The sequence below is a fragment of the Aromatoleum tolulyticum genome, from assembly GCF_900156155.1.
Lineage (GTDB): Bacteria > Pseudomonadota > Gammaproteobacteria > Burkholderiales > Rhodocyclaceae > Aromatoleum > Aromatoleum tolulyticum.
This window is the reverse complement of sequence record NZ_FTMD01000006.1, coordinates 124,409-148,708: the sequence shown is the minus strand read 5'-3', so window position 1 is coordinate 148,708 and position 24,300 is coordinate 124,409. Positions and strand designations below refer to the sequence as shown.

Here is a 24,300-nt window from a genome sequence, read left to right as displayed (position 1 = left end):
TGTTCATGCAGACCACGAGCCTGCGCTCGGGTTCACCTCAGTTCTTACTTCTCGCGGCTCTGGTCGAGGAAATTCTTGAGCATCGCGTGGCCGTGTTCGGTCAGGATGGACTCGGGGTGGAACTGCACCCCCTCGACCGCGAGCGTCTTGTGGCGCACGCCCATGATCTCGCCGTCGTCGGTCCACGCCGTCACCTCGAGGCAGTCGGGCAGGCTCTCGCGTTCGATCGCCAGCGAATGGTAGCGCGTGCACGTCACCGGGTTGGGCAGGCCCCTGAACACGCCGACGTCCTGATGATGAACCGGCGAAGTCTTGCCGTGCATCAGGCGCTTGGCGTGCACGATCTTGCCGCCGAAGGCCGCGCCGATGCTCTGGTGGCCGAGGCACACGCCAAGGAGGGGGATCTTGCCGGCGAACTCGCGGATCGCCGGCACCGAGATGCCGGCCTCGGCCGGCGTGCAGGGTCCCGGCGAGATCACGAGCTGCTCGGGCTTCATCAGCGCGATCTGTTCGAGGGTGATTTCGTCGTTGCGATACACCTTCACCTGCGCCCCGAGCTCGCCGAAGTACTGCACGAGGTTGTAGGTGAAGCTGTCGTAGTTGTCGATCATCAGCAGCATGGATGCATTCCTTCTTGCGCGCCGGCCCGCGGGGCGGACCGGACGGCGGAATCGGCGACGCGACGGCCGCCGCTCCGCCTGTTCAGTCGATGCGGGTATCGAGCCCGGATTCCGCCATTTCCGCGGCACGCAGCATCGCGCGCGCCTTGTTCTGCGTCTCCGTCCATTCGGCATCCGGGTTGGAGTCGGCGACGATGCCGGCACCGGCCTGCACATGGATGTGACCGTCCTTGATCACCGCGGTGCGGATCGCGATCGCGAGATCCATGTCGCCATGGAAACCGATGTAGCCGACTGCGCCCGCATAGACGCCACGCTTGACCGGCTCGAGCTCGTCGATGATCTCCATCGCGCGCAGCTTGGGCGCCCCGGACACGGTGCCGGCGGGGAAGGTCGCGCGCAGCACCGCCAGCGCATTGAGCCCGTCCTTCAGACGCGCCTCGACGTTCGACACGATGTGCATCACGTGCGAATAGCGCTCGATCGTGAACTGGTCGGTGACCCGGACGCTGCCGGTCTCGGCGACGCGGCCGGCATCGTTGCGCCCGAGGTCCAGCAGCTGCAGGTGCTCGGCGCGCTCCTTCTCGTCGGCGAGCAGGTCCGCCTCCAGCGCCTCGTCCTCGGCCGGCGTCGCGCCGCGCGGCCGCGTGCCGGCAATCGGGCGCACCGTGACGCGCTTGCCCTGCCCGTCCTCGTCGAGACGCACGAGGATCTCCGGGGAGGCTCCGACGACGTGGAAGTCCTCGAAGTTGAAATAGAACATGTAGGGCGAGGGATTCAGCGAGCGGATCGCGCGGTACAGCGCCATCGGGCTCGCCGCGTAGGGCTTGCTCATGCGCTGCGACAGCACGACCTGCATGATGTCGCCGTCGACGATGTACTGCTTGGCGCGATTCACCGCGGCCTTGAAGGCTTCCTCGCCGAAGCTCGACACCGCCGGCTGCGGCTCGGCGTGCATGTCCTCGGGAATCTGCACCGGCGCGCGCAGCCGCGCGAGGAGTTCGCGCAGGCGCTTCTTCGCGCGCTTGAGGGCGCCCGGCACTTCCGGCTCGGCATACACGACCAGCGTGAGCTTGCCCGAGAGGTTGTCGACGATGGCGATTTCCTCGGACAGCAGCAGCAGGATGTCCGGCGTGCCGAGCGTGTCCGGCTTCTGCGCGTGGGCGAGGCGCGGCTCGATGTAGCGCACGGTGTCGTAGCCGAAGCAGCCGACCAGTCCGCCCGCGAAGCGCGGCAGGCCGTCGCGCGGCGGCACCTTGATGCGCTCCATGAACTCGGCGACGTAGTTCAGCGGATCGCCGTAGTCGCGCCGCTCGACGAGGCGGTTGCCGGTCAGCAGCAGCGCCGAGCGGCCGTACACCTCGATGCGCGTCGAGGCCGCCAGCCCGATCATCGAGTAGCGGCCGAAGCGCTCGCCGCCCTGCACCGATTCGAGCAGGTAGGAATACGGTTCGTTGGCGAGCTTCAGGTAGATCGACAGCGGCGTGTCGAGGTCGGCGAAGGTTTCGAGCGTGACCGGGATGCGGTTGTAGCCCTGCGCGGCCAGCGCGTTGAATTCCTGCTCAAGCATGGAGACTCCACGGAAAACGGTTCGATTCGGCAAGGGGTGCGGGCAGTTCGTCGCCCGCGAAGCAGTCGCGTATCAGTGGCCCGCAGGCCACGAGCGCCAGCCGCGCCAGCGCAGTTGCGCGGCGACAAACTGGGTGCTTTCCTTTACCGAATCCCGGTTCCTGTAGGTCACGATGTCTCGATCGGATGATGGAGTCTTGCGGATATGCGCCGGAACTTCACGCCGCTGCGATGCGGTCGAGCGCCCCGGTAGCGACCGATAGTAGCCCATCGCATTCGATGGTGTCCACCGGCATGCCTTCGCTATATCCATAGGTCACGAGCAGCACCGGCATGCCCGCGCCGCGGGCGGCGAGCGCGTCGTTGGCCGAATCGCCGATCATCAGCGCCAGCGGCGACGGCACGCCGAGCAGCTCGCACGCGTGGTGCAGCACCGCCGGGTCGGGCTTCTTCACCGGCAGCGTGTCGCCGCTGACGACCGCACCGAAATACGGCGTCAGGCCCATGCGCTCGAGCAGCGGGAGCGTGAAGGCCTCGGCCTTGTTGGTGACGCACGCGAGCCTCAGGTCCATCGCGCGCATCGCCTCCAGCGTCTCCACGACGCCGGGGTAGATGCGCGTGCTGCGGCCGTTCACGAGCGCGTAATGGCGCCGAAACACGACGACCGCCTGCTCGATCTCGTCCTCGCCCGCCGCGGCGTCCTCGGTCATGCAGCGGCGCACGAGGTTGGGGATGCCCTTGCCGACGAAGGAATGGATCTGTTCGAGCGGACGCGCCGCGCGGCCCATCTCGGCGAGCATCAAGTTGGCCGCATCGGCCAGGTCGTGGATCGTGTCGAGCAGGGTGCCGTCGAGGTCGAACAGCACCGCCCGCACCGGGAAGCGCGCGAGGCTCACTGCTTGACCTTGGCGAGTTCGGCGCGCAGCGCGGCGATCACGCTGTCGTAGCGGTTGGGGTCGGCGTCCCGCCCGGCACCGAACACCGCCGAGCCGGCGACGAAGGTGTCGGCGCCCGCGGCGGCGATCTCGGCGATGTTGTCGACCTTCACGCCGCCATCGATCTGCAGCAGGATGCGGCGCCCGCTCGCGGCCTCGTAGGCGTCGAGCCGTGCGCGCGTCGCGCGCAGCTTGCCGAGCGTGCCGGGGATGAACTTCTGCCCGCCGAAGCCGGGATTCACGCTCATCAGCAGCACGACGTCGATGTCGTCGAGCGCATGGTCGAGGTAGTGCAGCGGGGTGGCCGGGTTGAACACCAGCCCCGCCTTGCAGCCGTGGTCGCGGATCAGCGCGAGCGAGCGGTGGACGTGGTCGGACGCTTCCGGGTGGAAGGTGATCACGTTCGCGCCGGCCTTGGCGAAGTCGGGGATGATGCGATCGACCGGCTTCACCATCAGGTGCACGTCGATCGGCGCCTCGGTGTGCGGGCGGATCGCCTCGCACACCAGCGGGCCGATCGTGAGGTTCGGCACGTAATGGTTGTCCATCACGTCGAAGTGGATCCAGTCCGCGCCGGCGGCGATGACGTTGCGCACTTCCTCGCCGAGGCGGGCGAAGTCGGCCGAAAGCAGGCTGGGGGCGATGCGGTACATTGTCGGGTTCTCCTGTTGGGCTGGCGCGATTCTAACCGCTCAGGCAGCCCGTACGCCCTCGGGGTTCCCCCGATCGCGACGGCTCATCGCACGCACACGCGCCGCACCTGCTCCATGTCGGTGACGCCGGCCAAGACTTTCTCGATGCCGTCCTGGCGCAGCGTGCGCAGGCCTTCCGCGAGCGCGAGCGCCAGCAGTTGCGCGACGCGCGCGCGCTCCTGGATCAGGCGCTTGACCTCGTTGGTGGCGACCATCAGCTCGTGCAGGCCTACGCGCCCGCGGTAGCCGCCGTTGCACTCGGTGCAGCCCACCGGCCGGTACAGCGTGAAGTGTCCGTCGGCGCCGCCATGCTCGGCCTTCAGGCGGGCCAGCACCGCCGCGCGCGCCGCCGCCGGATCGGCCTTGAAATCCGGTGTCCCCGCCATGTCCTCGCAGTACTCGTCGAGGATCTGTTGCACTTCGCCTTCGTCGGGCTGATAGGCCTCCTTGCACTTGCACAGGCGCTTGGTGAGGCGCTGCGCGAGCACGCCGAGCAGCGCGTCGCCGAAGTTGAACGGATCCATGCCCATGTCGAGCAGGCGCACGATCGATTCCGGCGCGCTGTTGGTGTGCAGCGTCGAGAACACGAGGTGGCCGGTCAGCGAGGCCTCGATGCCGACCGACACGGTCTCCTTGTCGCGCATTTCGCCGACCATGATCACGTCCGGGTCGGCACGCAGGAAGGAGCGCATCATGGTCGCGAAATCCAGCCCCGCCTTGCGGTTCACCTGCACCTGGCGCAGGCCCTTCTGCGTGATTTCGACCGGATCCTCGGCGGTCCAGATCTTGGTCTCGGGCGTGTTGATGTGGCCGAGGATGGAATGCAGCGTGGTCGTCTTGCCCGAGCCGGTCGGGCCGCACACGAAGAACAGGCCGTAGGGCTTCACGATCACCGATTTCAGGCGCGCGAGGTTGTGCGGACTGAGCCCCAGCTTGTCGAGCGGCAGCGGCTCGCTGTTGGCGAGCAGGCGCATCACGACGTCTTCCATCCCGCCCGCGGTCGGCACCGTCGCGACGCGCAATTCGATGTCGAGCGGCGCGAACTTGCGGAACTTGATCTTGCCGTCCTGCGGCCTGCGGCGCTCGGAGATGTCGAGGTCGCACATGATCTTGATGCGCGTGACGAGCGGATTGCGGTAGCTCGCCGGGATCTGGATGTAGGGCACGAGCGTGCCGTCCTTGCGGAAGCGGATCAGCGTCTTTTCCTTGCCCGGCCGCGGCTCGACGTGGATGTCCGAGGCGCCCTGGCGGTGCGCGTCGATGATGATCTTGTTCACGAGCTTGACGAGCTCGTTGTCGGCCGCCGCGGAGACGTCGTCGGCGACCGAACCCTCTTGCTCGTCCTCCAGCAGGTCGTGCAGCAGGTCATCGACCGACCCGCTTTCCATCGTCGGCTCGAAGTAGTGGTCGACGGTCTGCTCGAACTCGCAGTGCGTCGTGACGCGATAGGCGAGCTTCTTTCGCGGGAACACGTTCTCGGCGACGCGCGACACGCGCACCTGCTCGGGGTCGTAGGTGAGCAGGACGACGCCCTCGTTGGTTTCCTCCAACGGCAGCCACTGGTTCTGCTGCACGTATTCGCGCTTGATGTTGCGCAGCAGGTCCATCTGCTTGACGCGGTCGGTGCGGAACGGCTCGTACGCGACGTTGAAGAAGCGCGCCGCCGCATCGCCGATCTGCGCCAGGGGGAGTCCATATTTTTCCACCAGGACGTCCTCGACGTGGGCTCCGGTCTCGCGCGAGATGCGCGTCGCGTCATCCATCTCGCCGGTGGCGATACGCCCGTCGGCGATCAGCGCGTCGTAGCGCGAGCGCAGTGCCGCCGGCGCGTTGCTGCGCTGCGCGAAGGCGACCCCCAGCGTCTGCGCCAGCCCCAGGAGACCTTCCTTCGCCACCGGCGAAAAGTCCTCGCCCGTGAGCGGATTGATCACCTCGATGACGCCGTGCAGCTTGCCGCTGTTCGGATCGATAATCGGCGCACACAGCATCTGGCGCGTGCGGTAACCGCCGAGGGTGTCGCTCGTGGTGCGGAAACGCAGATTCGGCGAGATCGCGGCCAGTTCGGCGGCGTCGTAGACATTGCGCAGGTTGAGCGCCTCGCGCGTCAGCGCGACGTAACCCGCGATGCTGCTCTCGTCGATCGGCAGGCGCGCGCCCGGCGCCGCTCCGCGACCGGTCTTGACGCGGGCCAGCAGGTGCGTGCCGCTGTGATTGACAACAAAGAAGGATAGCCGCTCCGCGCCGAACACGGCACACAGGTCCGACGACAGCTCGAACACGATCTCGTCGATGTCCTTGGTCGCGTGGATACGGGCAGTGATCGCCTGCAAGCCCTTGAAGAAAGCCAGCCGCGTCGCGACTTCCCCCCCGGCTCCGGGCTTTCCTTGGGTCGTGCTGATAGACATGCGGGTACCTGCTGTGCGGGACGGTTGAATGGCAAGCATTCGGAACCGGCCATTCTAGCGGTACCCGGGCAGCGCGAGAATCAGAACTCGATGATCTGCCCCTGGCGCAACGCGGTCGCGTGCAGACGCGCCCCCGCCGCCGCGATCTGCGCCATGACGCGCTCGGCCTGCCCCGGCTTGATATGACTGATATGAACTTCGGGGGCACTCCTGATCTCGTTCAGGAAGGCTGCCACCATGCCGGGACTCAAGTGGCGTGCCGCAAGCGCGAGGCCGTGTTGCTCGTCGGAAAAGGCGGTCTCGATGATCAGGTGGCGCAGGTCGGGGCATGCGTTGATTGCGGCGATCAGTTCCGGCGAGTACGTGGTGTCTCCCGAATACACGAGCTGGCCGTTGCCGTCGTCGAGGCGGTAGGCCACCGCGGGCACGCTGTGCAGCGCCGGCAGCGGGGTGATCGTGCGCGTGCCGAGCCTGACGTCCTCGCCGACCTTGATCGGCTGCAGCCGCAGGAAGGGTCTGCGGCGGTCGGGGATGGCCGTGAAGTCGGGCCAGATCAGCCAGTTGAAGATGTGGGCGCGCAGGATGCGCAGGACTTCCGGGATCGCATGCACGGTGATCGGCACGCCGCGCATCTCGCCGACCGCATCGACGATCAGCGGGATCGCCACGATGTGGTCCATATGGGAGTGCGTGATGAAGATGTGGTCGATGGCCGCGAGTTCCTCCAGCGCCAGGTCGCCAACCCCGGTGCCGCAGTCGATCAGGATGTCATTGTCGGCGAGGAAGGCGGTTGTGCGGGCCTCGGGCCCGCCAATCCCTCCGCTGCAGCCCAGCACCTTCAGCTTCATCGTTCCCCGCGGTTGCAGTGCCGCCCGACCCGATGGCTCAGCAGCTCGTTTTGCGTTTCCGATACGCTAGCACCGCCCCTCCGGAAACGTCGTGCACTAAGGCACACGGGCTGGCTCAGTCGGTGAGCGAGAAGGCCATGCGCACGCCGGCGATCTCGAGGATGTCGCCGTCGTTGAGCGGATGCGCACCCGCCTCGATCGGACGGTTGTTCACCTGCGGAAGACTCCCGCCCTCGGCATGGGCGATGAAGTAGCCCTGGGGGCGCCGCGTGATCACGGCAACCTGCACGCCGGGCTTGCCCAGCGTGGTCATCGCCTTCGCCAGCCGGAGTTCGCGACCGGCCGTGGGGCCGGTCAGGACCTTGACGATCCCGAGCCGGGAGTTATCGCCCTCCTGTTCGGCCACCATGCTCGCGAGCACATCCGGCGGCAGCATCTGGGTCGCATCGCCGCGCTGCTCCCCGGTTGACGCCCCGGACGACCGCAGCGAATCCGACGGCTCCACCCGATCCCCACGCGGACGGCGCTGCAGGTCGGCGATGAACTTGAGCCGGTACTTGCCGAGCTCGATCACGTCGTTGTTGCGCAGCACGCACTTCTTCACCGGCTGGCCGTTTACGTAGCTGCCGTTCGTGCTGTTCTGGTCCTCGAGGAACGAGTCATCGAGGATGGTCGTGATCAGCGCATGCTGGCCGCTGATCGCGAGGTTGTCGATCTGGATGTCGTTGTTGGGCTTTCGCCCGATCGAGATCTTCTCCTTGTCGAGGGCGATTTCCTTGAGTACCAGACCGTCCATGCTGAGGATGAGCTTCGGCATCGTTACCTTTCCTTCGTCCATGCGGCGCTCATGCCGCCATACGCACCAGAATCACGGAAATATTGTCGCGCCCGCCCTGCGCGTTGGCCAGTGCCACCAGACGGTCGGCAGCCTCTTCGAGACGAGTCGCCGGCGACGCGGAAGGCTGCAGCACCGCCGCGATCGCCGCGTCGTCGAGCATGTCGGTGAGCCCGTCGGAACACAACAGGAAGACGTCACCGGGCCGGACGGAATGAGTTCCCGGCTCGGGCTGCACCCGCGGCGCGACGCCCAGGCCACGGGTCAGCAGGCCGCGGAACTGCGAGTGCGCGACATCCTCGGGCGCGAGGATGCCGGCATCGACCAGCTCCTGCAGCATCGTGTGGTCGCGCGTCAGTTGCTCCAGCACGCCGCCGCGCAGCCGGTACATGCGCGAATCGCCGACATGTGCGGTCACCACGCGATCGGCGAGAAACGCTGCGACCACCAGCGTCGAACCCATGCCGGAGAGATCGGGATCGCGCCCCGCCTCGGCCCGGATGTCGGCATTGGCATCGTGCACGGCGGCCTCGAGGACCGCCGCAACGTGCCCGACCACACCGTCATGCGGAGCGACCAGATCGCGATCCAGCCGCCGCAGCGTCACCTCCACGGCCATCCGTGACGCAACGTCGCCGCCGCGATAGCCTCCCATGCCATCCGCCAGCACCGCCCACGCGCGGCGCTCCTCGACCGCGAGCGAATCCTCGTTGCGCTTGCGCACCCGCCCGACATCGCTGCGCGTGCAGAACTCGAAGCGGATCGGCGAAACGGCGGACATGGCCGGCGGAGCCCCGGTGCGCCCTTAGTACGGCAATTCGCAACCGACGCCGCGCTCACGCGCGAGCGCCACGACACGGGCCGCGACCGCGATGTCCTGGATCGCCATGCCCTGCGACTCGAACAGCGTGATCTGCCCGGAGGAGGTGCGCCCCGGCCGCACGCCGGCGATCACTTCGCCCAGCTCCACCCAGCGCCCCGGCTGGGTGCGTCCCTTCTCCAGCAGCGGCATCAGGTCGCCCGCCTCGCGCACCGCAATCTCGCGCGAATCGACGCAGATCACGTCGGCCCGCCGCACCGCCGCCTCGGACAACTCCTGGCGGGCCAGGCTGTTGGAGCCCGCGGCGGTGATGTGCGTGCCCTCCTCGAGCCAGTTCGCGTCGAACAGCGGCTTGGGTGAGGTCGTGATCGTCACGACCACGTCCGACCCGCGCACCGTATCCTCCGCGCTGGCCGCCGGCACGACCTCGCGCCCGCTCTCGCGGCTCATCTGCGCGCAGAAAGCCGCCAGACGCTCCGGGTTGCGCGCAAACACCTTGATGCGCTCGATCGGCCGCACGGCACATAGCGCCAGCACCTGCCCCTGCGCCTGCCACCCGGCCCCGAACACACCGGCGACGCGCGCATCGGTTCGCGCCAGCCACTTCGTCGCGACGCCGCCGGCCGCGCCGGTCCGCATCATGCCGAGGCGGTCCGCTTCCAGCACCGCGACCGGGTCGCCGCTGGTCGCATCGAACAGATGAACCCAGAAGCGGTTGCGCCCGCCTGCGGACGTGTACACCTTGAGGCCGGTGAGATTCAGGTCCGGCACGCCGCCCTGCAGCAGATGCGTCATCGACGCCGGCAGGCGCACGCGCTGGCGCGGGAAGTCCACGGTCTCGCCGCGCCCGTGGGCGGCCATGACCTGTTCCACGGCGTCCAGCACCACCGGCATGTCCAGCAGGCTGCCGACCTCTTCTTCGTTCAGGTAGATCGTCATTTGCGCAGAATCGTCCTTTGACGTGTGGGCCGCGTGTGGCCGATGGACAAGTTTACTCCAGACTGGTGCGGGCGAAAAAAAGCCCGCCGGAACGGGCGGGCTTTCCGTAGAGCGCCGGGATGCTACAGCATGCCGAGCGCCCGCGGCAGCGCCAGCGAGATCCACGGCACGTAGGTGACGAGGACGAGGAAAATCAGCATCGACACCAGCCACGGCCATACGGCCACCGTCAGTTCGGTGATCCCCATCTTCGTGATGCCGGAGGCGACGTAGAGGTTGAGGCCGACCGGCGGGTGGCACATGCCGACTTCCATGTTCACGACCATGATGATGCCGAAATGCACCGGATCGATGCCCAGCTTGATCGCGATCGGGAACAGGATCGGCGCGAGGATCAGCACGATCGACGACGGCTCCATGAAGTTGCCCGCGATCAGCATCAGGATGTTGGCCATGATCAGGAAGCCGATCACCCCGACGCCGCTGCCGATCATGAAGTCCGCCATCGCCTGCGGGATATTCTCGTGCGTGAGCAGGAAGGAGAACAACACCGCATTGGTGATGATGTAGAGCAGCATCGCGCTCATGTTCGCGGAGTTCAAGAGCACCCTGGGCACGTCCGACATGCGCAGATCCTTGTACACGAACACCGCGACGAAGAACGCATACACCGCGCTCATCGCGGCCGCCTCGGTCGGCGTGAAGATGCCGGTATAGATCCCGCCCATCACCACGACGATCAGGAACAGGCCCCACGCGGACTCCTTGAACGCCTTCAGGCGCTCGATCCAGCTCGCCTTCGGCTGGCGCGGGTAGTCGAACTTGCGCGCGCGGTACCAGGTCGTGAAACCCAGGAACAGCGCGAGCATCAGGCCCGGCACGACGCCGGCCATGAACAGCGCCCCGACCGAGGTATTGGTCGACACCGAGTACATGACCATCACGATCGACGGCGGGATCAGGATGCCGAGCGCGCCCGAGGTCGTGATCACGCCGGCGCCGAACTTGTTCGGGAAGCCCTGCTTGACCATCGCCGGCAGCAGGATCGCGCCGATCGCGACGACCGTTGCCGGGCTCGAACCCGAGACCGCGGCGAACAGCGCGCAGGCCATCACGCCGCCGAGACCGAGACCGCCGTACCAATGCCCGACCATCGAGGTGGCGAAGTTGATCATCCGCCGCGCAACCCCGCCGTGGGTGAGGAAATTACCGGCGAGGATGAAGAACGGGATCGCCATGATCTCGAACTTCTCGATACCCGTGAACAGCTTCAGCGCGACCGACTCGATCGGCACCTGGGTCATCGTGAACAGGAAGGTCAGGACCGTCAGACCCAGCGAGATCGAGATCGGCATGCCGGTGAGCATCAGCACCAGCAGGATGACGAAGATGATTGCGGCACTCATTGCTTGCCTCCCTTGCCGTTCGTGCGGTCCTCGCCCATCTGCTTGTGCTTGAGGTCGTGCGGATGCAGGTTGTCGCCCATGTCGTACGGGTTCACATCCACCGGCAGGTGCTCCTCGTCGATGCCGTCGACGTGCCCATGGTCGTGGTGCGGCAGCTCGCCGGTGCGGATGAAGGACACCATCACCTGCAGGAAGCGGAAGCACATCAGGTAGGAGCCGAGCGGGATCGCGGAATACACGATCCAGGTCGGCCATTCCAGATCCGGCGTCGTCGGACCTTCATACAGGTCGCCGACCTCCATGCCGAACCAGGTCAGGAACTGGTAATGCGCGCCGTTCTCGAGCACGAAGGTCAGGCCCAGCGTACCGACGATGCCGGTAAACAGCGCCCCCGCACCGAGGCCGATGACCACGAACTTGGCACGATTCGCGTCCGACAACCGGTTGATGAGCACATCGACGCCGACGTGGATGCCGGTGCGCACGCCATAGGCCGCGCCGAACTTCGCCATCCACACGAACATGATGATGGTGAGCTCCTGCGCCCAGCCGAAATGCAGGGACAGCAGCCAGTCCTGCACGCCGGGAATGGACAGGCCGGAGCCGTAGCGGTGGACGACGGACACGAAGATGATCAGCGTGGCCGCGCCCATGAGGAAGGTGATCAGCCATTCCTCGAGATGATCGAGCACTTTAAGCATGGGGTTCTCCCGTCGCACGACAAACCCCCCGCCACGCATGCGCGTAGCGGGGTCCTTGCCGTATCAGTTATCGGTCGTGACGTTACGACGGTGAGTTACAGCTTCGACGGGTCGAACCCGGTGTCCTTGTAGATGGACTGGATGGTCTCGGCGCCGATGCGCGATTCCATCTTCTTGTGCACCGGCACGAGCGCCTTCTTGAATGCCATTTTTTCGGCGTCGGTCGGCTTGTAGATCGCGGTCTTGCCCGATGCACGCACCGCCTCGAGGGCCTTGTCGTTCTCCTCGCGCGCGATCTTGTTGGCGAACTCGGTCGAATCCTTCATCGCCTGCTCGAGCTGGCCGCGCACCTCCGCCGGCAGGCCGTCCCAGAACTTCTTGTTGGTGATCACCGCATAACCCAGGTAACCGTGATCGGTCAGGGTCATGTGCTTCTGCACCTCATGCATTTTCTGGGTATACAGATTCGAATGCGGGTTCTCGGTGCCGTCCACGACGCCCGTCTGCAGCGCCTGATACACCTCGGAGAAGGCCATCACCTGCGGGATGGCGCCGAGCGCGCGCATCTGCTCCTCGAGCACCTTGGACGACTGCACGCGCAGCTTCTTGCCCTTCACGTCCTCCGGGGCCTTGATCGGCGTGTTGGCTGACAGCGACTTGAAGCCGTTGTCCCAGAACGCCAGGCCCTTGATGCCGCGCGCCTCGAGCTTGCCGAGGAGCTGCTTGCCGACGGGCCCCTGGGTGACCTTGTGCAGGTCGTCGTAGCCGTCGAAGATGTAGGGCAGATCGAAGACCTCGAACTCCTTCACGCCCAGCGGACCGAACTTCGCCAGCGAAGGCGCGAGCATCTGCACGGCGCCCAGCTGCAGCGCCTCCATTTCTTCCTTGTCCTTGTACAGCGTGCTGTTCGGGTACACTTCAACCTTGACAGCACCCTTGGTGTACTTCTCGGCGAGCTCCTTGAACTTGTCTGCAGCCTTGCCCTTGGGCGTGTCGTTGGCAACGACGTGGCTGAACTTGATGACTAAGGGATCGGCGGCGACCGCAGCGGCGGACAGCCCCATGGCGACAAGACCGATGAAAAGGGCGCGGATCTTCATTCCCCTACCTCCTCCAGATTGCATAGTTATTTACCTGACCCATGTCCGGGCGGGTGCCGTGCAGCAGCCAGAGGCGCCGGACACTTCCACCAGTCTATGAAGCCACGCGCATCTATTACATTGTGGACATCCACAACACCGGACACGGACGTGCGCACATGAGCCCCCCGCGGACGACCGCCCTCTCCGTTCTGTCCGTCCGGCAGCGCCGGCTCACCGCCGTGCCCTACCTGACGGTGCTGCTGTTCCTCGCCGTGATTGCCGCCCTGGTGTGGTTCACGCGCAGCTACGACGAGGAAGAGCAGCGCGCCACGCTCATCAGCGACGTGCTGTGGATGGAGCAGAACCTCCAGTTCAAGCTCGAACGCAACGCCGCGCAGCTCGCCCAGATCGGCCAGGAAATCCTCGCCGCGGACCGCCACCAGCCCCAGGCGTCCGCCGCACTGCGCCAGCTTGTGCGCGCCGAGAACGGCCTCGTGCGGGTGATGTGGCTCGACGCCGCAGGTCGCCTGCAGGGTGCCGTGCCGCCCATGGGCGAGGGCGAGATGATCGGGGAAACGCTGGGCGGACAATCGGCTTCCAGCTTCCGTCTCGCCCAGGCGCTGGAGCGGCGCGTGTACGGTCAGGTGTACGCGGCCGCAGGCGACCGCCAGCAGTTCGAGGTGCACGTCCCGATCTACGCCGAGGACGGCTTCGCCGGCGCGATGGTCGGCGTCTATTCGCTGCACGACCTCGTCACCAACGAACTGCCGTGGTGGTTCGCCGAGCGCTACCGCGTGAGCGTGCTCGACAGCGACGGGCGCGAACTCGTCGCGAAGTCCAAGATCGCCCCGCTGTCCGACCGCCAGAGCTATTCGATGGCCTTCGACCCCCCCGGCGGCGGCCTCACGCTGCAGGTCACCGCCTACCAGGGCGAGACGCGCTGGGTGCAGGTCCTGCTGATCGGCTCCATCCTGCTGCTCGGCGGCATCCTGATCTGGAGCGTGCTGCAGCTGCGCCGCGAACTGCAGCGCCGCCACCGGGCCGAACAGGCGCTGCGCAGCGAATCCCTGTTCCGGCGGGCGATGGAAGACTCGATGCTCACCGGCCTGCGCGCACGCGACCTCGACGGCCGCATCACCTACGTCAACCCCGCCTTCTGCAGGATCGTCGGCTACAGTGTCGAGGAACTCGTCGGGCGCACGCCGCCCATGCCCTACTGGGATCCGGATTTCCTGCAGCAGACGCAGGAAATCCACGACCGCATCCTCGCCGGCGACGCCCCGCCCGAAGGCTTCGAACTGCGCCTGCGGCGCAAGAACGGGGAGCGCTTCGACGCGCTGATCTTCGAGGCCCCGCTGATCGACGCCGCCGGCCGGCACACCGGATGGATGGGCTCGATGCTCGATATCACCGCACAGAAGCGAGCCGAAGAACTTACGCGTCAGCAGGAAGAGCGCCTGCAGGCCACCTCCCGCCTGATCACGATGGGCGAGATGGCCTCGACCCTTGCCCACGAACTCAACCAGCCGCTCGCCGCGATCGCCAGCTACAACACCGGCTGCCTCAACCGCCTCGAGCAGCCCGACATCGACCGCAGCGAACTGAAGGACATCTTCGACCGGATCGGCCGGCAGGCCCGCCGCGCCGGCGACATCATCCGCCGGGTGCACGACTTCGTGCGCCGCTCCGAGCCCAAGCGCGAGCCGCTCGACATCAATCTGATGATCCGCGAGGCGATCGGCCTGATCGAAGCCGACTCTGCCAAGCGCGGCATGCGCATCGAAACCGACCTCGAAGAAGCGCTGCCGACCGTCGCCGCCGACCCCGTGATGATCGAGCAGGTCATCGTCAATCTCGTTCGCAACGGCATGGACGCGATGCGCGACAATCCCCCCGCGCGGCGCACCGTGCGCGTCGGCACGCGGCACGAGGGCGACACGCTCGTCGTGCGCGTCGCCGACAACGGCACCGGCATCGATGCCGAGACCGGCCGCCGGCTGTTCGAACCCTTCTTCACGACCAAGGCCGAAGGCATGGGCATGGGCCTCAACATCTGCCGCTCCATCGCCGAACTGCACCATGGCCGGCTCGGTTTCGAAACCAACCCCGACGGCGGTACCATCTTCACCCTGTCGCTACCCGTGGAACCCTCATGACCCAGCCCTGCGCCCACATCATCGATGACGACGAAGCGATCCGCGACGCCCTGCAGTGGCTGTTCAAGACGCGCGACGTCGCGTGCGCCACGTGGCCGAGCGCCGAGAGCTTCCTCGAAGCGCTGCAGCCCGGCTGGCGCGGCTGCGTGGTACTCGACATCCGCATGGAAGGCATGAGCGGCCTCGAATGCTTCGACGTGCTGCGCCAGCGCGGAAACCAGCTGCCCGTCATCTTCATCACCGGCCACGGCGACGTGCCGATGGCCGTCGCCGCACTGAAGAAAGGCGCGTTCGACTTCATCGAAAAGCCCTTCAACGACAGCGATCTCGTCGACATCGTCATGCGCGCGCTGGAGATCGACGCCAACAACCAGCGCGCCGAAGCCACGCGCGAAACGGTAGAGGCGCGCCTCGCCCTGCTCACCGCGCGCGAGCAGGAGGTGATGGAGCTGATCCTCGCCGGCAAGTTCAACAAGGTCATCGCCGACGAGCTGTGCATCTCGATGCGCACCGTGGAAGCGCACCGCTCCAAGGTGTTCGAGAAGATGGAAGTGCGCTCCGCCGTCGAACTCGCACAACTCGTCAATCTGGTCCGCAGCCGCGGCGCCCACTGAGTCCCGCGACGGAGCCCGCCCCACCGTGCCGCACCCCGATCACGTCTCCGACCGGCACGCCGCCGCCGCGCGCATGCGCATCGACAAGTGGCTATGGGCCGCGCGCTTCTTCAAGACCCGCTCGCTCGCCAACCAGGCCATCGAAGGCGGCCACATCAAACTCAACGGCCAGGCGGTGAAGCCCGCACGCGAGCTGCGCATCGGCGACAGCCTCGACATCGTCGCCGGCGGCACGCAATGGACCGTCGTCGTGCGCGGCCTCAACGAACAGCGCCGCCCCGCCGTCGAGGCCCAGCAGCTATACGAGGAAACGCCCGAGAGCAGCGCTCGCCGCGCAAGCGAGAAGGAAGAACGGCGGCTCGCCCCGGTGCCCGGCAGCGACCTGCACGGCCGTCCGACCAAGAAGGCCCGCCGCCAGATGCGCGGCTTCAATGAAGGCTTCAAGTAGCACTGCAGCCCGATGAGTTGTCAGTCCGTTCGGGCTGAGCCTGTCGAAGCCCACCCATCGCCGTGCGACGATCTCGGGGCGAACGGACAGGCGGCACAGGGCGATTGGTCTTCCGCGTCGTGGCCGGCAGCCGTGCGACTCAGCGCTCCCAGATGGGAACGACACCCGGCTCGCCCGGTGCGCAGCGGAACTCCGCCGCGACGCCGAACTCCCCGATCCACGCCGCCGCGCCGTCCACGCTCAGCACCGGCAGGCCGTCACGCAGCCACGCCGGGATGCCGGCTTCCTGGCACAGGTTCTTGAAGCTGCGGCGCGGCCGGCCGACGCCTGCACGCAACGCGAGCCCTGCCCAGCGCGGGCCCAGCACCACTTCCCGGGCCCGATCGAGGACCGCGCGGCTCAGGCCCTCGCCGACCGCCCCCGCAAGGACCACCCTGCCTGCGCCCCACGGCAACTCCGCCTCGCCGTGCCAGACGGTCGTACCGTGAACCGCCCTCCCGCCCTCCGGCTCCAGCCACAGCCGGCCACGATAGGCACAGCACACGGCGGCCCCCAGCGGCAAGCGCAATGCCTGCTCCGGCGCCGCCCGCAGTTGGCGCACCGCCTCGACGAGCCGCGCCCGCGCCGGCGCCTCCAGCCCCATCGCACGGATCCGCCAGCGCAGCAGATTGCGCACGCGCTCGTCGGACAGCAGCAGCAGTTTCGCGCGCTCCAGCGTCGCCCCACCGCAGGCCGCCTCGTCGAGCCGCGCCAGATCTCCGAGCAGGCCATCCGCCTCGCGAAACTGCGCACCCGCACGCGCCAGCACCGGCACAGTTCCCGGAAAAGCCTCCTCCAGCACGGGCATCACGCGGTGACGCAGCAGGTTGCGCGCATAACGCTCGTCGGCGTTGCTCTCGTCCTCGACCCACGTCAGCCCGCGGGCGCGCGCCCAGGCGGCGATCTGCGCGCGCCGCAGGCCGAGCAGCGGCCGCAGCCGCCCCGGCGTTCCCCGCTCCACATCCGCCATCGCCCCCGCTCCGCGCACCCCGGCGCCCCGCAACAGGCGGAACAGCAGCGTCTCGGCCTGATCGTCCTGATGGTGCCCGAAGGCCAGCCAGTCGCACGGTACGCGGGCAAGCGCGGCGTGGCGGGCGGCACGGGCGGCGGCCTCCGGACCGGCCGGATCGTCGCGCCGGACATGCACACGAAAGGGATGGAATGCGACACCGAGGATGTCGCAGGACGCGCGACAGGCCTCCAGCCACGCGTCGGCGTTGGGACTCAGGCCGTGGTGGACGTGCGCAGCCGCAAGCGTGAAGCCGCAGCGCCCGCGCAACCGCGCCAGGATGTGCAGCAGCACGGTCGAGTCGACCCCGCCGCTGAGCGCCACGCACAGGGTCTCGCCGGGCGCGACGCCGGCCGCCGCCAGCACGGCGGCGACGGCCTCTTCCGCGACCGGTTCAGGCGGCGTTCTGTTCCTTGTAGCGGCCATAACTCATCAGTCGCTCGAAACGCTTCTCGACGAGTTCGGCCGGCGACAGGTCCGCGACCTGGCGCAGCGCATCCTGCAGCGCCCGCTTGAGCGACTGCGACATCGCGCGATGGTCGCGGTGCGCGCCGCCCACCGGCTCATTGATCACGCGATCGATCAGTCCCAGCGACTTCAGGCGCGCCGCGGTGATGCCCATCGTCTCGGCCGCCTCGGGGGCCTTCTCGGCGCTCTTCCACAGGATGGACGCGCACCCCTCGGGCGAAATCACCGCGTAGGTCGAATACTGCAGCATCATCACCTGGTCGCCGACCGCGATCGCCAGCGCGCCGCCCGAACCGCCCTCGCCGATCACCGTGGCGATGATCGGCACCTTGAGCTCGGCCATCACGTAGAGGTTGCGGCCGATCGCCTCGGACTGGCCGCGCTCCTCCGCGCCGATACCCGGATACGCGCCCGGCGTGTCGACGAAGGTGAACACCGGCAGCCCGAACTTCTCCGCCATGCGCATCAGGCGCAGCGCCTTGCGGTAGCCCTCGGGGCGCGGCATGCCGAAGTTGCGCAGGATCTTTTCCTTCGTGTCGCGCCCCTTCTGGTGGCCGATCACGATGCAGCTCTGCCCGTTGAAGCGCGCCAGCCCGCCGACGATCGCCTTGTCGTCGGCGAACGCGCGGTCGCCGTGCAACTCCTGAAAATCGGTGAAGATGTGGCGCGCATAGTCCAGCGTGTAGGGACGCTGCGGATGGCGCGCCACCTGTGCGATCTGCCAGGGCGTGAGCTTGGCGTACAGATCCTTCGTGAGCGACTCGCTCTTGGCTTCGAGGCGAGAGATTTCCTCGGAGATATCCACCGCCGAGTCGTCCTGCACGAATCGCAGCTTCTCGATCTTCTCTTCGAGATCGGCAATCGGCTGTTCGAAATCCAGAAAGGTGGTCTTCATCCGACCCGTTCCAAGTAACCAAAACGCGCCATTGTAACGCTTCGTACGCCTGCATCGCATTGCGGCCTTCACCCGGGGGTGCGTGACAGCGACGGCACCGCTGATGCATCATGCTGCCATTCAGCACACAAGGAAGGAGTAGCGGGGTCTGCACGAACCCCGCGCTATGGGTAGTCGAACTTCGCCTCATCCACGCCACAGGCCCCGCCTGGCGAGCCCTTCGGGCGCATGCGCCCGCACCTCGCCCGGTCGATGTTGTCCGGCGCACCCTGTCATCCGACTCGCCCGGGCACACGGACTGCCCGCATGCCTTGCGCACCGCAGGCATCCCTCCCCGACGGCTGCCCGACCGCTCCCTGCCGCAATGGCAGCGCACCAATCGCGTCTCCGCGCACGTCCGCCATGCGTGCCCGCGCCGGACGCGCGCCCCTGTTCCGCATAACCCGCGAAAATGGAAATCATCCTTCTCGTCGCCCTGATCCTGCTCAACGGGGTCTTCGCCATGTCCGAGATCGCACTCGTCACGGCACGCCGCGCCCGCCTCGCGCGCCTTGCCGAAGACGGAGACGCCGCGGCCGCGGTCGCCATCAAGCTCGGCGAGGAACCGACGCGCTTCCTCTCCACGATCCAGATCGGCATCACCTCGATCGGCATCCTCAACGGCATCGTCGGCGAGGCCGCACTCGCCGAACCGCTCGCCCGCTGGCTGCAGGAACTCGGCCTCGCGCAGCGCCCCAGCGAAATCGGTGCGACCGTGCTGGTCGTCGTCGTCATCACCTACGTCTCGATCGTCGTGGGCGAACTGGTGCCCAAGCGGGTCGGGCAGATCAACCCCGAGGGCATCGCGCGCCTCGTAGCCCGGCCGATGAATGCGCTCGCCGTCGCCTCGCGCCCCTTTGTGCGCCTGCTGAGCTGGTCCACCGTGCTGCTGCTCACGCTGCTGGGCAAGCGCGACGAGGCGGCCCCCGGCGTCACGGAAGAAGAGATCCACGCGCTGCTCGAGGAAGGCTCGGAAGCCGGCGTCATCGAAAAGAACGAGCACGAGATGGTGCGCAACGTCTTCCGCCTCGACGAACGCCAGATCGCCTCGCTGATGGTCCCGCGCTCCGACGTCGTGTGGCTGGACATCAACCTGCCGCTCGACGACAACCTCGCGCGCATGGCCGAATCCGAGCACTCGCGCTTCCCCGTGTGCCGCGGCGGCCTCGACGACATCCTCGGCATCATCTCGTCGAAGCAGCTCTTCAACCAGACGCTCAAGGGCGGCACGCCCGACCTCACGAAACAGCTCGAACCCGCGATCTACGTCCCCGAATCGCTCACCGGCATGGAACTGCTCGACCAGTTCCGCGCCTCCAGCACCCACATGGTGTTCGTGATCGACGAATACGGCGAGATCCAGGGCGTGGTTACGCTGCAGGACGTGCTCGAAGCCGTCACCGGCGAATTCCGCCCGTCCAGCCTCGACGAAGCGTGGGCCATCCAGCGCGAGGACGGCTCGTGGCTGCTCGACGGCATGATCCCGATCCCCGAACTCAAGGACCGCCTCGAGATCAAGGCCGTCCCCGAAGAAGACAAGGGACGCTACCACACGCTCAGCGGCATGGTCATGTGGCTGCTCGGGCGCATCCCGCACACCGGCGACGTTACGACCTGGGAAGAGTGGCGGCTCGAAGTTGTCGACCTCGACGGCAAGCGCATCGACAAGGTGCTCGCGACGCGTCTGGTCGAAATCTCTGCCGAACAGGAAGCTCCCTCGCAGGCCGATACGCCGCCCGCCGATTGACGGCAGCGCGGCAGCCGCCGCGCCGCCCTGCGCGAGGATAGTCCGGCGATGAACTCAGAAACCCACTGGCACACCCGGTGGCACACCCTCGGCCGGGCGGCCACGGCGGCCGCCCTCGAAGTCGATCCCGAACACGGACTCGCCAGCGCGGACGCTGCCGAGCGCCTCGCGCGCGTCGGTGAAAACCGCCTCGCCGAGGCCCCGCCCCGTCCTGCCTGGCTGAAGTTCCTCGACCAGTTCCGCAGCTTCCTCATCGTCGTGCTGATCTTCGCCTCGGCGCTCGCCGGAGCCATCGGCGAACTCAAGGACGCGCTCGTCATCCTCGTGGTGGTCGTCCTGAACGCCACCCTCGGTTTCTGGCAGGAGCACCGCGCCGAACGCACGCTCTCGGCGCTCAAGGACATGCTCGCCGCCCACGCCCGCGTGCGTCGCGACCGCAGGCAGATGGAAGTCGACGCGGCGAGTCTCGTACCGGGAGACGTCGTGCTGCTCGAAGCGGGCGACCGCGTACCCGCAGACGGACGCCTGCTCGTCGCGCACAACCTGGAGGTCGACGAAGCCGCGCTGACCGGGGAATCGCAGGCCGTCGGCAAGATCACCGACACGCTGGACGCCCACGACCTCGCCCTCGGCGACCGCGTGAACATGCTCTACATGAACACCGTGGTCACCCGCGGCCGTGCCGAGATGCTGGTCGTCACGACCGGCATGGCGACCGAGATGGGCAGCCTCGCCGGCATGATCTCAAGCACGCCCCACAGCGAAACCCCGCTTCAGCGCCAGCTCGACGTGCTCGGCAAGCGTCTGGCGCTGATCGCGGGGATCGTCGTCGCCGGGATCTTCGCGCTGGATGCTTCGCGCGGCCTGCCCTGGATCCAGGCGACGATGACCGCCGTCGCCCTCGCCGTCGCGGCGATTCCCGAAGGACTGCCGGCGGTCGTCACCGTCACGCTCGCCATCGGCATGTGGCGCATGGCGCAGAACGGCGCGATCCTGAAGAAGCTCGCCGCGGTCGAAACCCTCGGCTCGACGACAGTCATCTGCTCGGACAAGACCGGCACCCTCACGCTCAACCAGATGACCGCCCGTGCCGGATGGTTCGCGGGTTGCCGCTTCACCGTGGACGGCGAGGGCTACCATGCGACCGGCCGCATCAGCGGCGAAGGGCTCGCAGACCTGCGCCCGCTGCTCCTGCCGATGGCCCTGTGCTCCGACTCCAGCGTGCGCGAAGCCGCACTGGTCGGCGACCCGACCGAAGGCGCGCTGTGGGTCTTGGCGCAGAAGGGCGGCATCGATCCGCTCGCGGAGCGCGAACACACTCCGCGCATCGCCGAAATCCCCTTCGATTCGGCGCACAAGTTCATGGCGACCTTCCACCACCGCGGCGATTGCGTGGAAATGTTCATCAAGGGCGCCCCCGACGTGCTGCTCGCACGCTCGTCGGCGTGGCACTCCGGCGACGGGAAAGGCGCAAGCGACCGCCCCCTCGACGACGACGTGCGCGCCACGATCGCCGCCGAGAACGAGCATCTCGCCGGCCAGGCCCTGCGCGTGCTGGCGGTCGCGCGACGACAAATCCCCGCGCGCGATTTCGACCCCACCGGCGACCTGTGGGCATGGGCGCGCGACTGGACCTTCGTCGGGATCGCCGGCCTCATGGACCCGCCGCGCGCCGAGGCCGCGGCGGCGATCCGGCGCTGCCGCCAGGCCGGCATCCGCGTCAAGATGATCACCGGCGACCACAAGGCCACCGCCGCCGCGATCGGGCGCGAACTGGGCCTGAAGGGGGAAGTGACGAGCGGCGCCGAACTCGACGCGATGGACGACGCGACGCTGGCCCGCCGCATCGATTCGATCGCGGTCTTCGCCCGCGTGTCGCCGACACACAAGGTGCGCATCGTGCGGGCGTTGAAAGCGGACGGGCACGTCGTCGCGATGACCGGCGACGGCGTGAACGACGCCCCCGCGCTCAAGGCCGCCGACATCGGCATCGCGATGGGCATCACCGGCACCGCGGTCACGCGCGAAGCGGCGACGATGGTGCTCACCGACGACAACTTCGCGACCATCGTGCGCGCGGTCGAGGAAGGCCGCGTGATCTTCGACAACATCGTCAAGTTCGTGCGCTTCCAGCTGTCGACCAACATCGGCGCCATCCTCACCGTGCTCGCGGCGACGCTCGCCGGCCTGCCCTCGCCCTTCACCGCGATCCAGCTGCTGTGGATCAACATCATCATGGACGGGCCGCCGGCGATGACGCTCGGCGTCGAACCCGCGCGCCCCGGCATCATGCGCGCCCCGCCGCGCCCGCAGGCCGCCCACATCCTCACCCTGCGCCGGCTCAGCCGGCTCGCCCTGTACGGCGTCACGATGATGATCGGCACGCTGTGGCTGTTCCGCTCCGCACTCGCTACACATGGCGAGCAATACGCGCTCACGCTGGCCTTCACGACCTTCGTGCTGTTCCAGTTCTTCAACGTGTTCAACGCCCGCCGCGAATACGGCAGCGCCTTCAACCGCCAGTTCCTGCGCAATGCCCGGCTATGGCTCGCCCTCGGCGGCGTCCTCGCGCTGCAGGTCGTGGTCGTCAACTGGCCGCCCGCGCAGGCCGTCTTCGGCACCGTCGCGCTGTCGGGCGCGGACTGGCTGCGCTCGGCCCTCGTCGCATCCAGCGTGCTGATGCTCGACGAAGCACACAAGCTGCTGCTGCGAATCAAGGGAACGACGCGCCCGGCGTAAGCGACCGCAGCGGGAAGCGTGCCCTGTGGGAGCGGCTTCAGCCGCGAATCAACGCCCATTCGCGGCTGAAGCCGCTCCCACGGTTTACAGCAAACGGGGCGGCCCGCCTACGCGAACCGCCCCGCTCCGATGACACCAGGTTCCGCTCACGCGGACGGGATCAGTCGTCGTTCATGACCCCGAGCAGGTGCAGCAGGCTCGTGAAGAGGTTGTAGATCGACACATACAGCGTCACGGTCGCCATCACGTAGTTCGTCTCGCCGCCGTGGATGATGTTGCTGGTCTCGAACAGGATCAGACCCGACATCAGCAGCACGAACATCGCCGACACCGCCAGCGACAGGCCCGGCATCTCGAAGAACACCGCGCCGAGGCCGGCGAGGAAGGCGACGAGGATGCCGACGGTCAGGAACCCGCCCATGAACGAGAAATCCTTGCGCGTCGTCACCGCGTAAGCCGACAGACCCAGGAAGATCGCCGCCGTGCCGCCCATCGCCTGCATCACGATCTGGTGGCCGTTGGGCAGCGCCAGATACTTCGACACGATCGGCCCCAGCGTGAAGCCCATGAAGCCGGTCAGCGCGAACACGAACAGCACGCCCAGGCCGCTGTCGCGGAACTTGGTCGTCAGGAACAGCAGGCCGAAGTAGCCCACCAGCGTGATGATCAGCCCCGGATGCGGCAGGCCGAGCGCCATCGACAGCCCCGCGGTCGCTGCCGAGAAAGCCAGCGTCATCGACAGGAGCATGTAGGTGTTGCGGATGACCCGGTTGGTCGAGAGGACCGAAGCCTCCGGGCGGGTCATTGTTGCGATGCGGTTTTCCATCGAGCGATTACCTCCGTTGTTCGAATTTTGGGTGAAATCCATCAGGCGCCGGCCGGCACTGCTTCCGGCAGGAGCTCGCGCACGATGCGGCGCTGGCGTTCGAGCCGGCGGGCCAGCACCTGCGATACGCGTTCGGCGGCGCGATCGATCGCCGAGCGCGCCTCGACTTCGGTGATCGAGAAGATCACGTCGGGCAGGTTGCGCAAGCGCAGTTGTACCACGCAACGCTTATCCACGCCGCCCCGCGGCCCATTCACGTCCGCCACCTTGATCCGCGCCCACTTGATCTGATCGCGGAAGCGGCCGATTGCGAATTTCATCCGCCGTGCGACGTATTCACGCAGACCGGCAGGGGGTTCGACACCGTTACATTGCAGATCGATTCGCATTGCACCATCTCCTTCGTGATGAGCCGGCAAGCCGGCCCGCAGAAGCAGTATGGCCGCCCGACCACTTCCGAAAAAGAAG

At 67.3% G+C, this 24,300-nt stretch carries 21 protein-coding genes; 5 read left to right on the top strand and 16 right to left on the bottom strand.

The window, feature by feature from the left end:
• Window positions 1-44 precede the first annotated feature (44 nt).
• The 12 genes from BW991_RS10865 to BW991_RS10810 form a co-directional block, all read right to left on the bottom strand.
• Complete coding sequence (locus BW991_RS10865) at window positions 45-620, bottom strand: aminodeoxychorismate/anthranilate synthase component II (protein WP_076602130.1); 576 nt, start codon at window positions 618-620, stop codon at window positions 45-47.
• Between the two features lie 82 nt (window positions 621-702).
• Window positions 703-2,190 (bottom strand): anthranilate synthase component I, encoded by a 1,488-nt coding sequence (gene trpE, locus BW991_RS10860; RefSeq protein WP_076602129.1) that lies wholly within the window; start codon window positions 2,188-2,190, stop codon window positions 703-705.
• 217 nt (window positions 2,191-2,407) lie between these two features.
• On the bottom strand, window positions 2,408-3,085 hold the full coding sequence (locus tag BW991_RS10855; protein WP_076602128.1) for a phosphoglycolate phosphatase: 678 nt from the start codon (window positions 3,083-3,085) through the stop codon (window positions 2,408-2,410).
• Window positions 3,082-3,777 carry a ribulose-phosphate 3-epimerase gene (gene rpe / locus BW991_RS10850; RefSeq protein WP_076602127.1) on the bottom strand — a complete coding sequence of 232 codons (696 nt, stop codon included), beginning with the start codon at window positions 3,775-3,777 and terminating at the stop codon, window positions 3,082-3,084. Before rpe ends, BW991_RS10855 begins: the two co-directional genes overlap by 4 nt.
• 83 nt (window positions 3,778-3,860) lie before the next feature.
• Window positions 3,861-6,221 (bottom strand): GspE/PulE family protein, encoded by a 2,361-nt coding sequence (locus tag BW991_RS10845; RefSeq protein WP_076602126.1) that lies wholly within the window; start codon window positions 6,219-6,221, stop codon window positions 3,861-3,863.
• 80 nt (window positions 6,222-6,301) lie between these two features.
• Complete coding sequence (locus BW991_RS10840) at window positions 6,302-7,069, bottom strand: 3',5'-cyclic-nucleotide phosphodiesterase (protein ID WP_076602125.1); 768 nt, start codon at window positions 7,067-7,069, stop codon at window positions 6,302-6,304.
• 115 nt (window positions 7,070-7,184) lie between these two features.
• Window positions 7,185-7,886: an FHA domain-containing protein gene (locus BW991_RS10835; protein ID WP_076602285.1), complete on the bottom strand. Its 702-nt coding sequence runs from the start codon at window positions 7,884-7,886 to the stop codon at window positions 7,185-7,187.
• A gap of 28 nt (window positions 7,887-7,914) precedes the next feature.
• Window positions 7,915-8,685 (bottom strand): PP2C family protein-serine/threonine phosphatase, encoded by a 771-nt coding sequence (locus BW991_RS10830; RefSeq protein ID WP_076602124.1) that lies wholly within the window; start codon window positions 8,683-8,685, stop codon window positions 7,915-7,917.
• Window positions 8,686-8,709: 24 nt separating this feature from the next.
• Window positions 8,710-9,663, bottom strand: a complete 954-nt coding sequence (locus BW991_RS10825; RefSeq protein WP_076602123.1) for an ornithine cyclodeaminase family protein — start codon at window positions 9,661-9,663, stop codon at window positions 8,710-8,712.
• Window positions 9,664-9,785: 122 nt separating this feature from the next.
• Window positions 9,786-11,069 (bottom strand): TRAP transporter large permease, encoded by a 1,284-nt coding sequence (locus BW991_RS10820; RefSeq protein ID WP_076602122.1) that lies wholly within the window; start codon window positions 11,067-11,069, stop codon window positions 9,786-9,788.
• On the bottom strand, window positions 11,066-11,770 hold the full coding sequence (locus BW991_RS10815) for a TRAP transporter small permease (RefSeq protein ID WP_076602121.1): 705 nt from the start codon (window positions 11,768-11,770) through the stop codon (window positions 11,066-11,068). Before BW991_RS10815 ends, BW991_RS10820 begins: the two co-directional genes overlap by 4 nt.
• Window positions 11,771-11,865: 95 nt before the next feature.
• Window positions 11,866-12,870 carry a TRAP transporter substrate-binding protein gene (locus BW991_RS10810; protein ID WP_076602120.1) on the bottom strand — a complete coding sequence of 335 codons (1,005 nt, stop codon included), beginning with the start codon at window positions 12,868-12,870 and terminating at the stop codon, window positions 11,866-11,868.
• 158 nt (window positions 12,871-13,028) lie between these two features.
• Here BW991_RS10810 and BW991_RS10805 point away from each other — a divergent pair, with 158 nt between their 5' ends.
• The 3 genes from BW991_RS10805 (at window position 13,029) to BW991_RS10795 (ending at window position 16,070) form a co-directional block, all read left to right on the top strand.
• Entirely contained in the window at window positions 13,029-15,008 is a 1,980-nt protein-coding gene (locus tag BW991_RS10805; RefSeq protein WP_088179600.1) for a two-component system sensor histidine kinase NtrB, read from the top strand.
• Window positions 15,005-15,622 carry a response regulator transcription factor gene (locus tag BW991_RS10800; protein ID WP_076602119.1) on the top strand — a complete coding sequence of 206 codons (618 nt, stop codon included), beginning with the start codon at window positions 15,005-15,007 and terminating at the stop codon, window positions 15,620-15,622. The genes BW991_RS10805 and BW991_RS10800 overlap by 4 nt, the downstream gene beginning before the upstream one ends.
• A gap of 73 nt (window positions 15,623-15,695) precedes the next feature.
• Window positions 15,696-16,070 carry an RNA-binding S4 domain-containing protein gene (locus BW991_RS10795; protein WP_076602283.1) on the top strand — a complete coding sequence of 125 codons (375 nt, stop codon included), beginning with the start codon at window positions 15,696-15,698 and terminating at the stop codon, window positions 16,068-16,070.
• A gap of 139 nt (window positions 16,071-16,209) precedes the next feature.
• On the opposite strand, the gene tilS is transcribed toward BW991_RS10795, so the two are convergent.
• Together tilS and BW991_RS10785 are read right to left on the bottom strand one after the other, a co-directional pair.
• Window positions 16,210-17,544 carry a tRNA lysidine(34) synthetase TilS gene (gene tilS, locus BW991_RS10790; RefSeq protein ID WP_076602118.1) on the bottom strand — a complete coding sequence of 445 codons (1,335 nt, stop codon included), beginning with the start codon at window positions 17,542-17,544 and terminating at the stop codon, window positions 16,210-16,212.
• A complete protein-coding gene (locus BW991_RS10785; protein ID WP_076602117.1) occupies window positions 17,513-18,481 on the bottom strand; it encodes an acetyl-CoA carboxylase carboxyltransferase subunit alpha in 969 nt (322 codons plus the stop codon). Before BW991_RS10785 ends, tilS begins: the two co-directional genes overlap by 32 nt.
• A gap of 451 nt (window positions 18,482-18,932) precedes the next feature.
• Here BW991_RS10785 and BW991_RS10780 point away from each other — a divergent pair, with 451 nt between their 5' ends.
• Together BW991_RS10780 and BW991_RS10775 are read left to right on the top strand one after the other, a co-directional pair.
• Window positions 18,933-20,267, top strand: a complete 1,335-nt coding sequence (locus tag BW991_RS10780) for a hemolysin family protein (protein ID WP_076602116.1) — start codon at window positions 18,933-18,935, stop codon at window positions 20,265-20,267.
• A gap of 48 nt (window positions 20,268-20,315) precedes the next feature.
• Entirely contained in the window at window positions 20,316-23,006 is a 2,691-nt protein-coding gene (locus BW991_RS10775; protein WP_076602115.1) for a cation-translocating P-type ATPase, read from the top strand.
• 160 nt (window positions 23,007-23,166) lie between these two features.
• Here the strand turns inward: BW991_RS10775 and BW991_RS10770 are convergent, their stop codons facing one another.
• Window positions 23,167-23,832, bottom strand: a complete 666-nt coding sequence (locus BW991_RS10770; RefSeq protein ID WP_076602282.1) for a Bax inhibitor-1/YccA family protein — start codon at window positions 23,830-23,832, stop codon at window positions 23,167-23,169.
• A gap of 41 nt (window positions 23,833-23,873) precedes the next feature.
• Window positions 23,874-24,221: an HPF/RaiA family ribosome-associated protein gene (locus BW991_RS10765; RefSeq protein ID WP_026295663.1), complete on the bottom strand. Its 348-nt coding sequence runs from the start codon at window positions 24,219-24,221 to the stop codon at window positions 23,874-23,876.
• Between the last annotated feature and the right edge of the window lie 79 nt (window positions 24,222-24,300).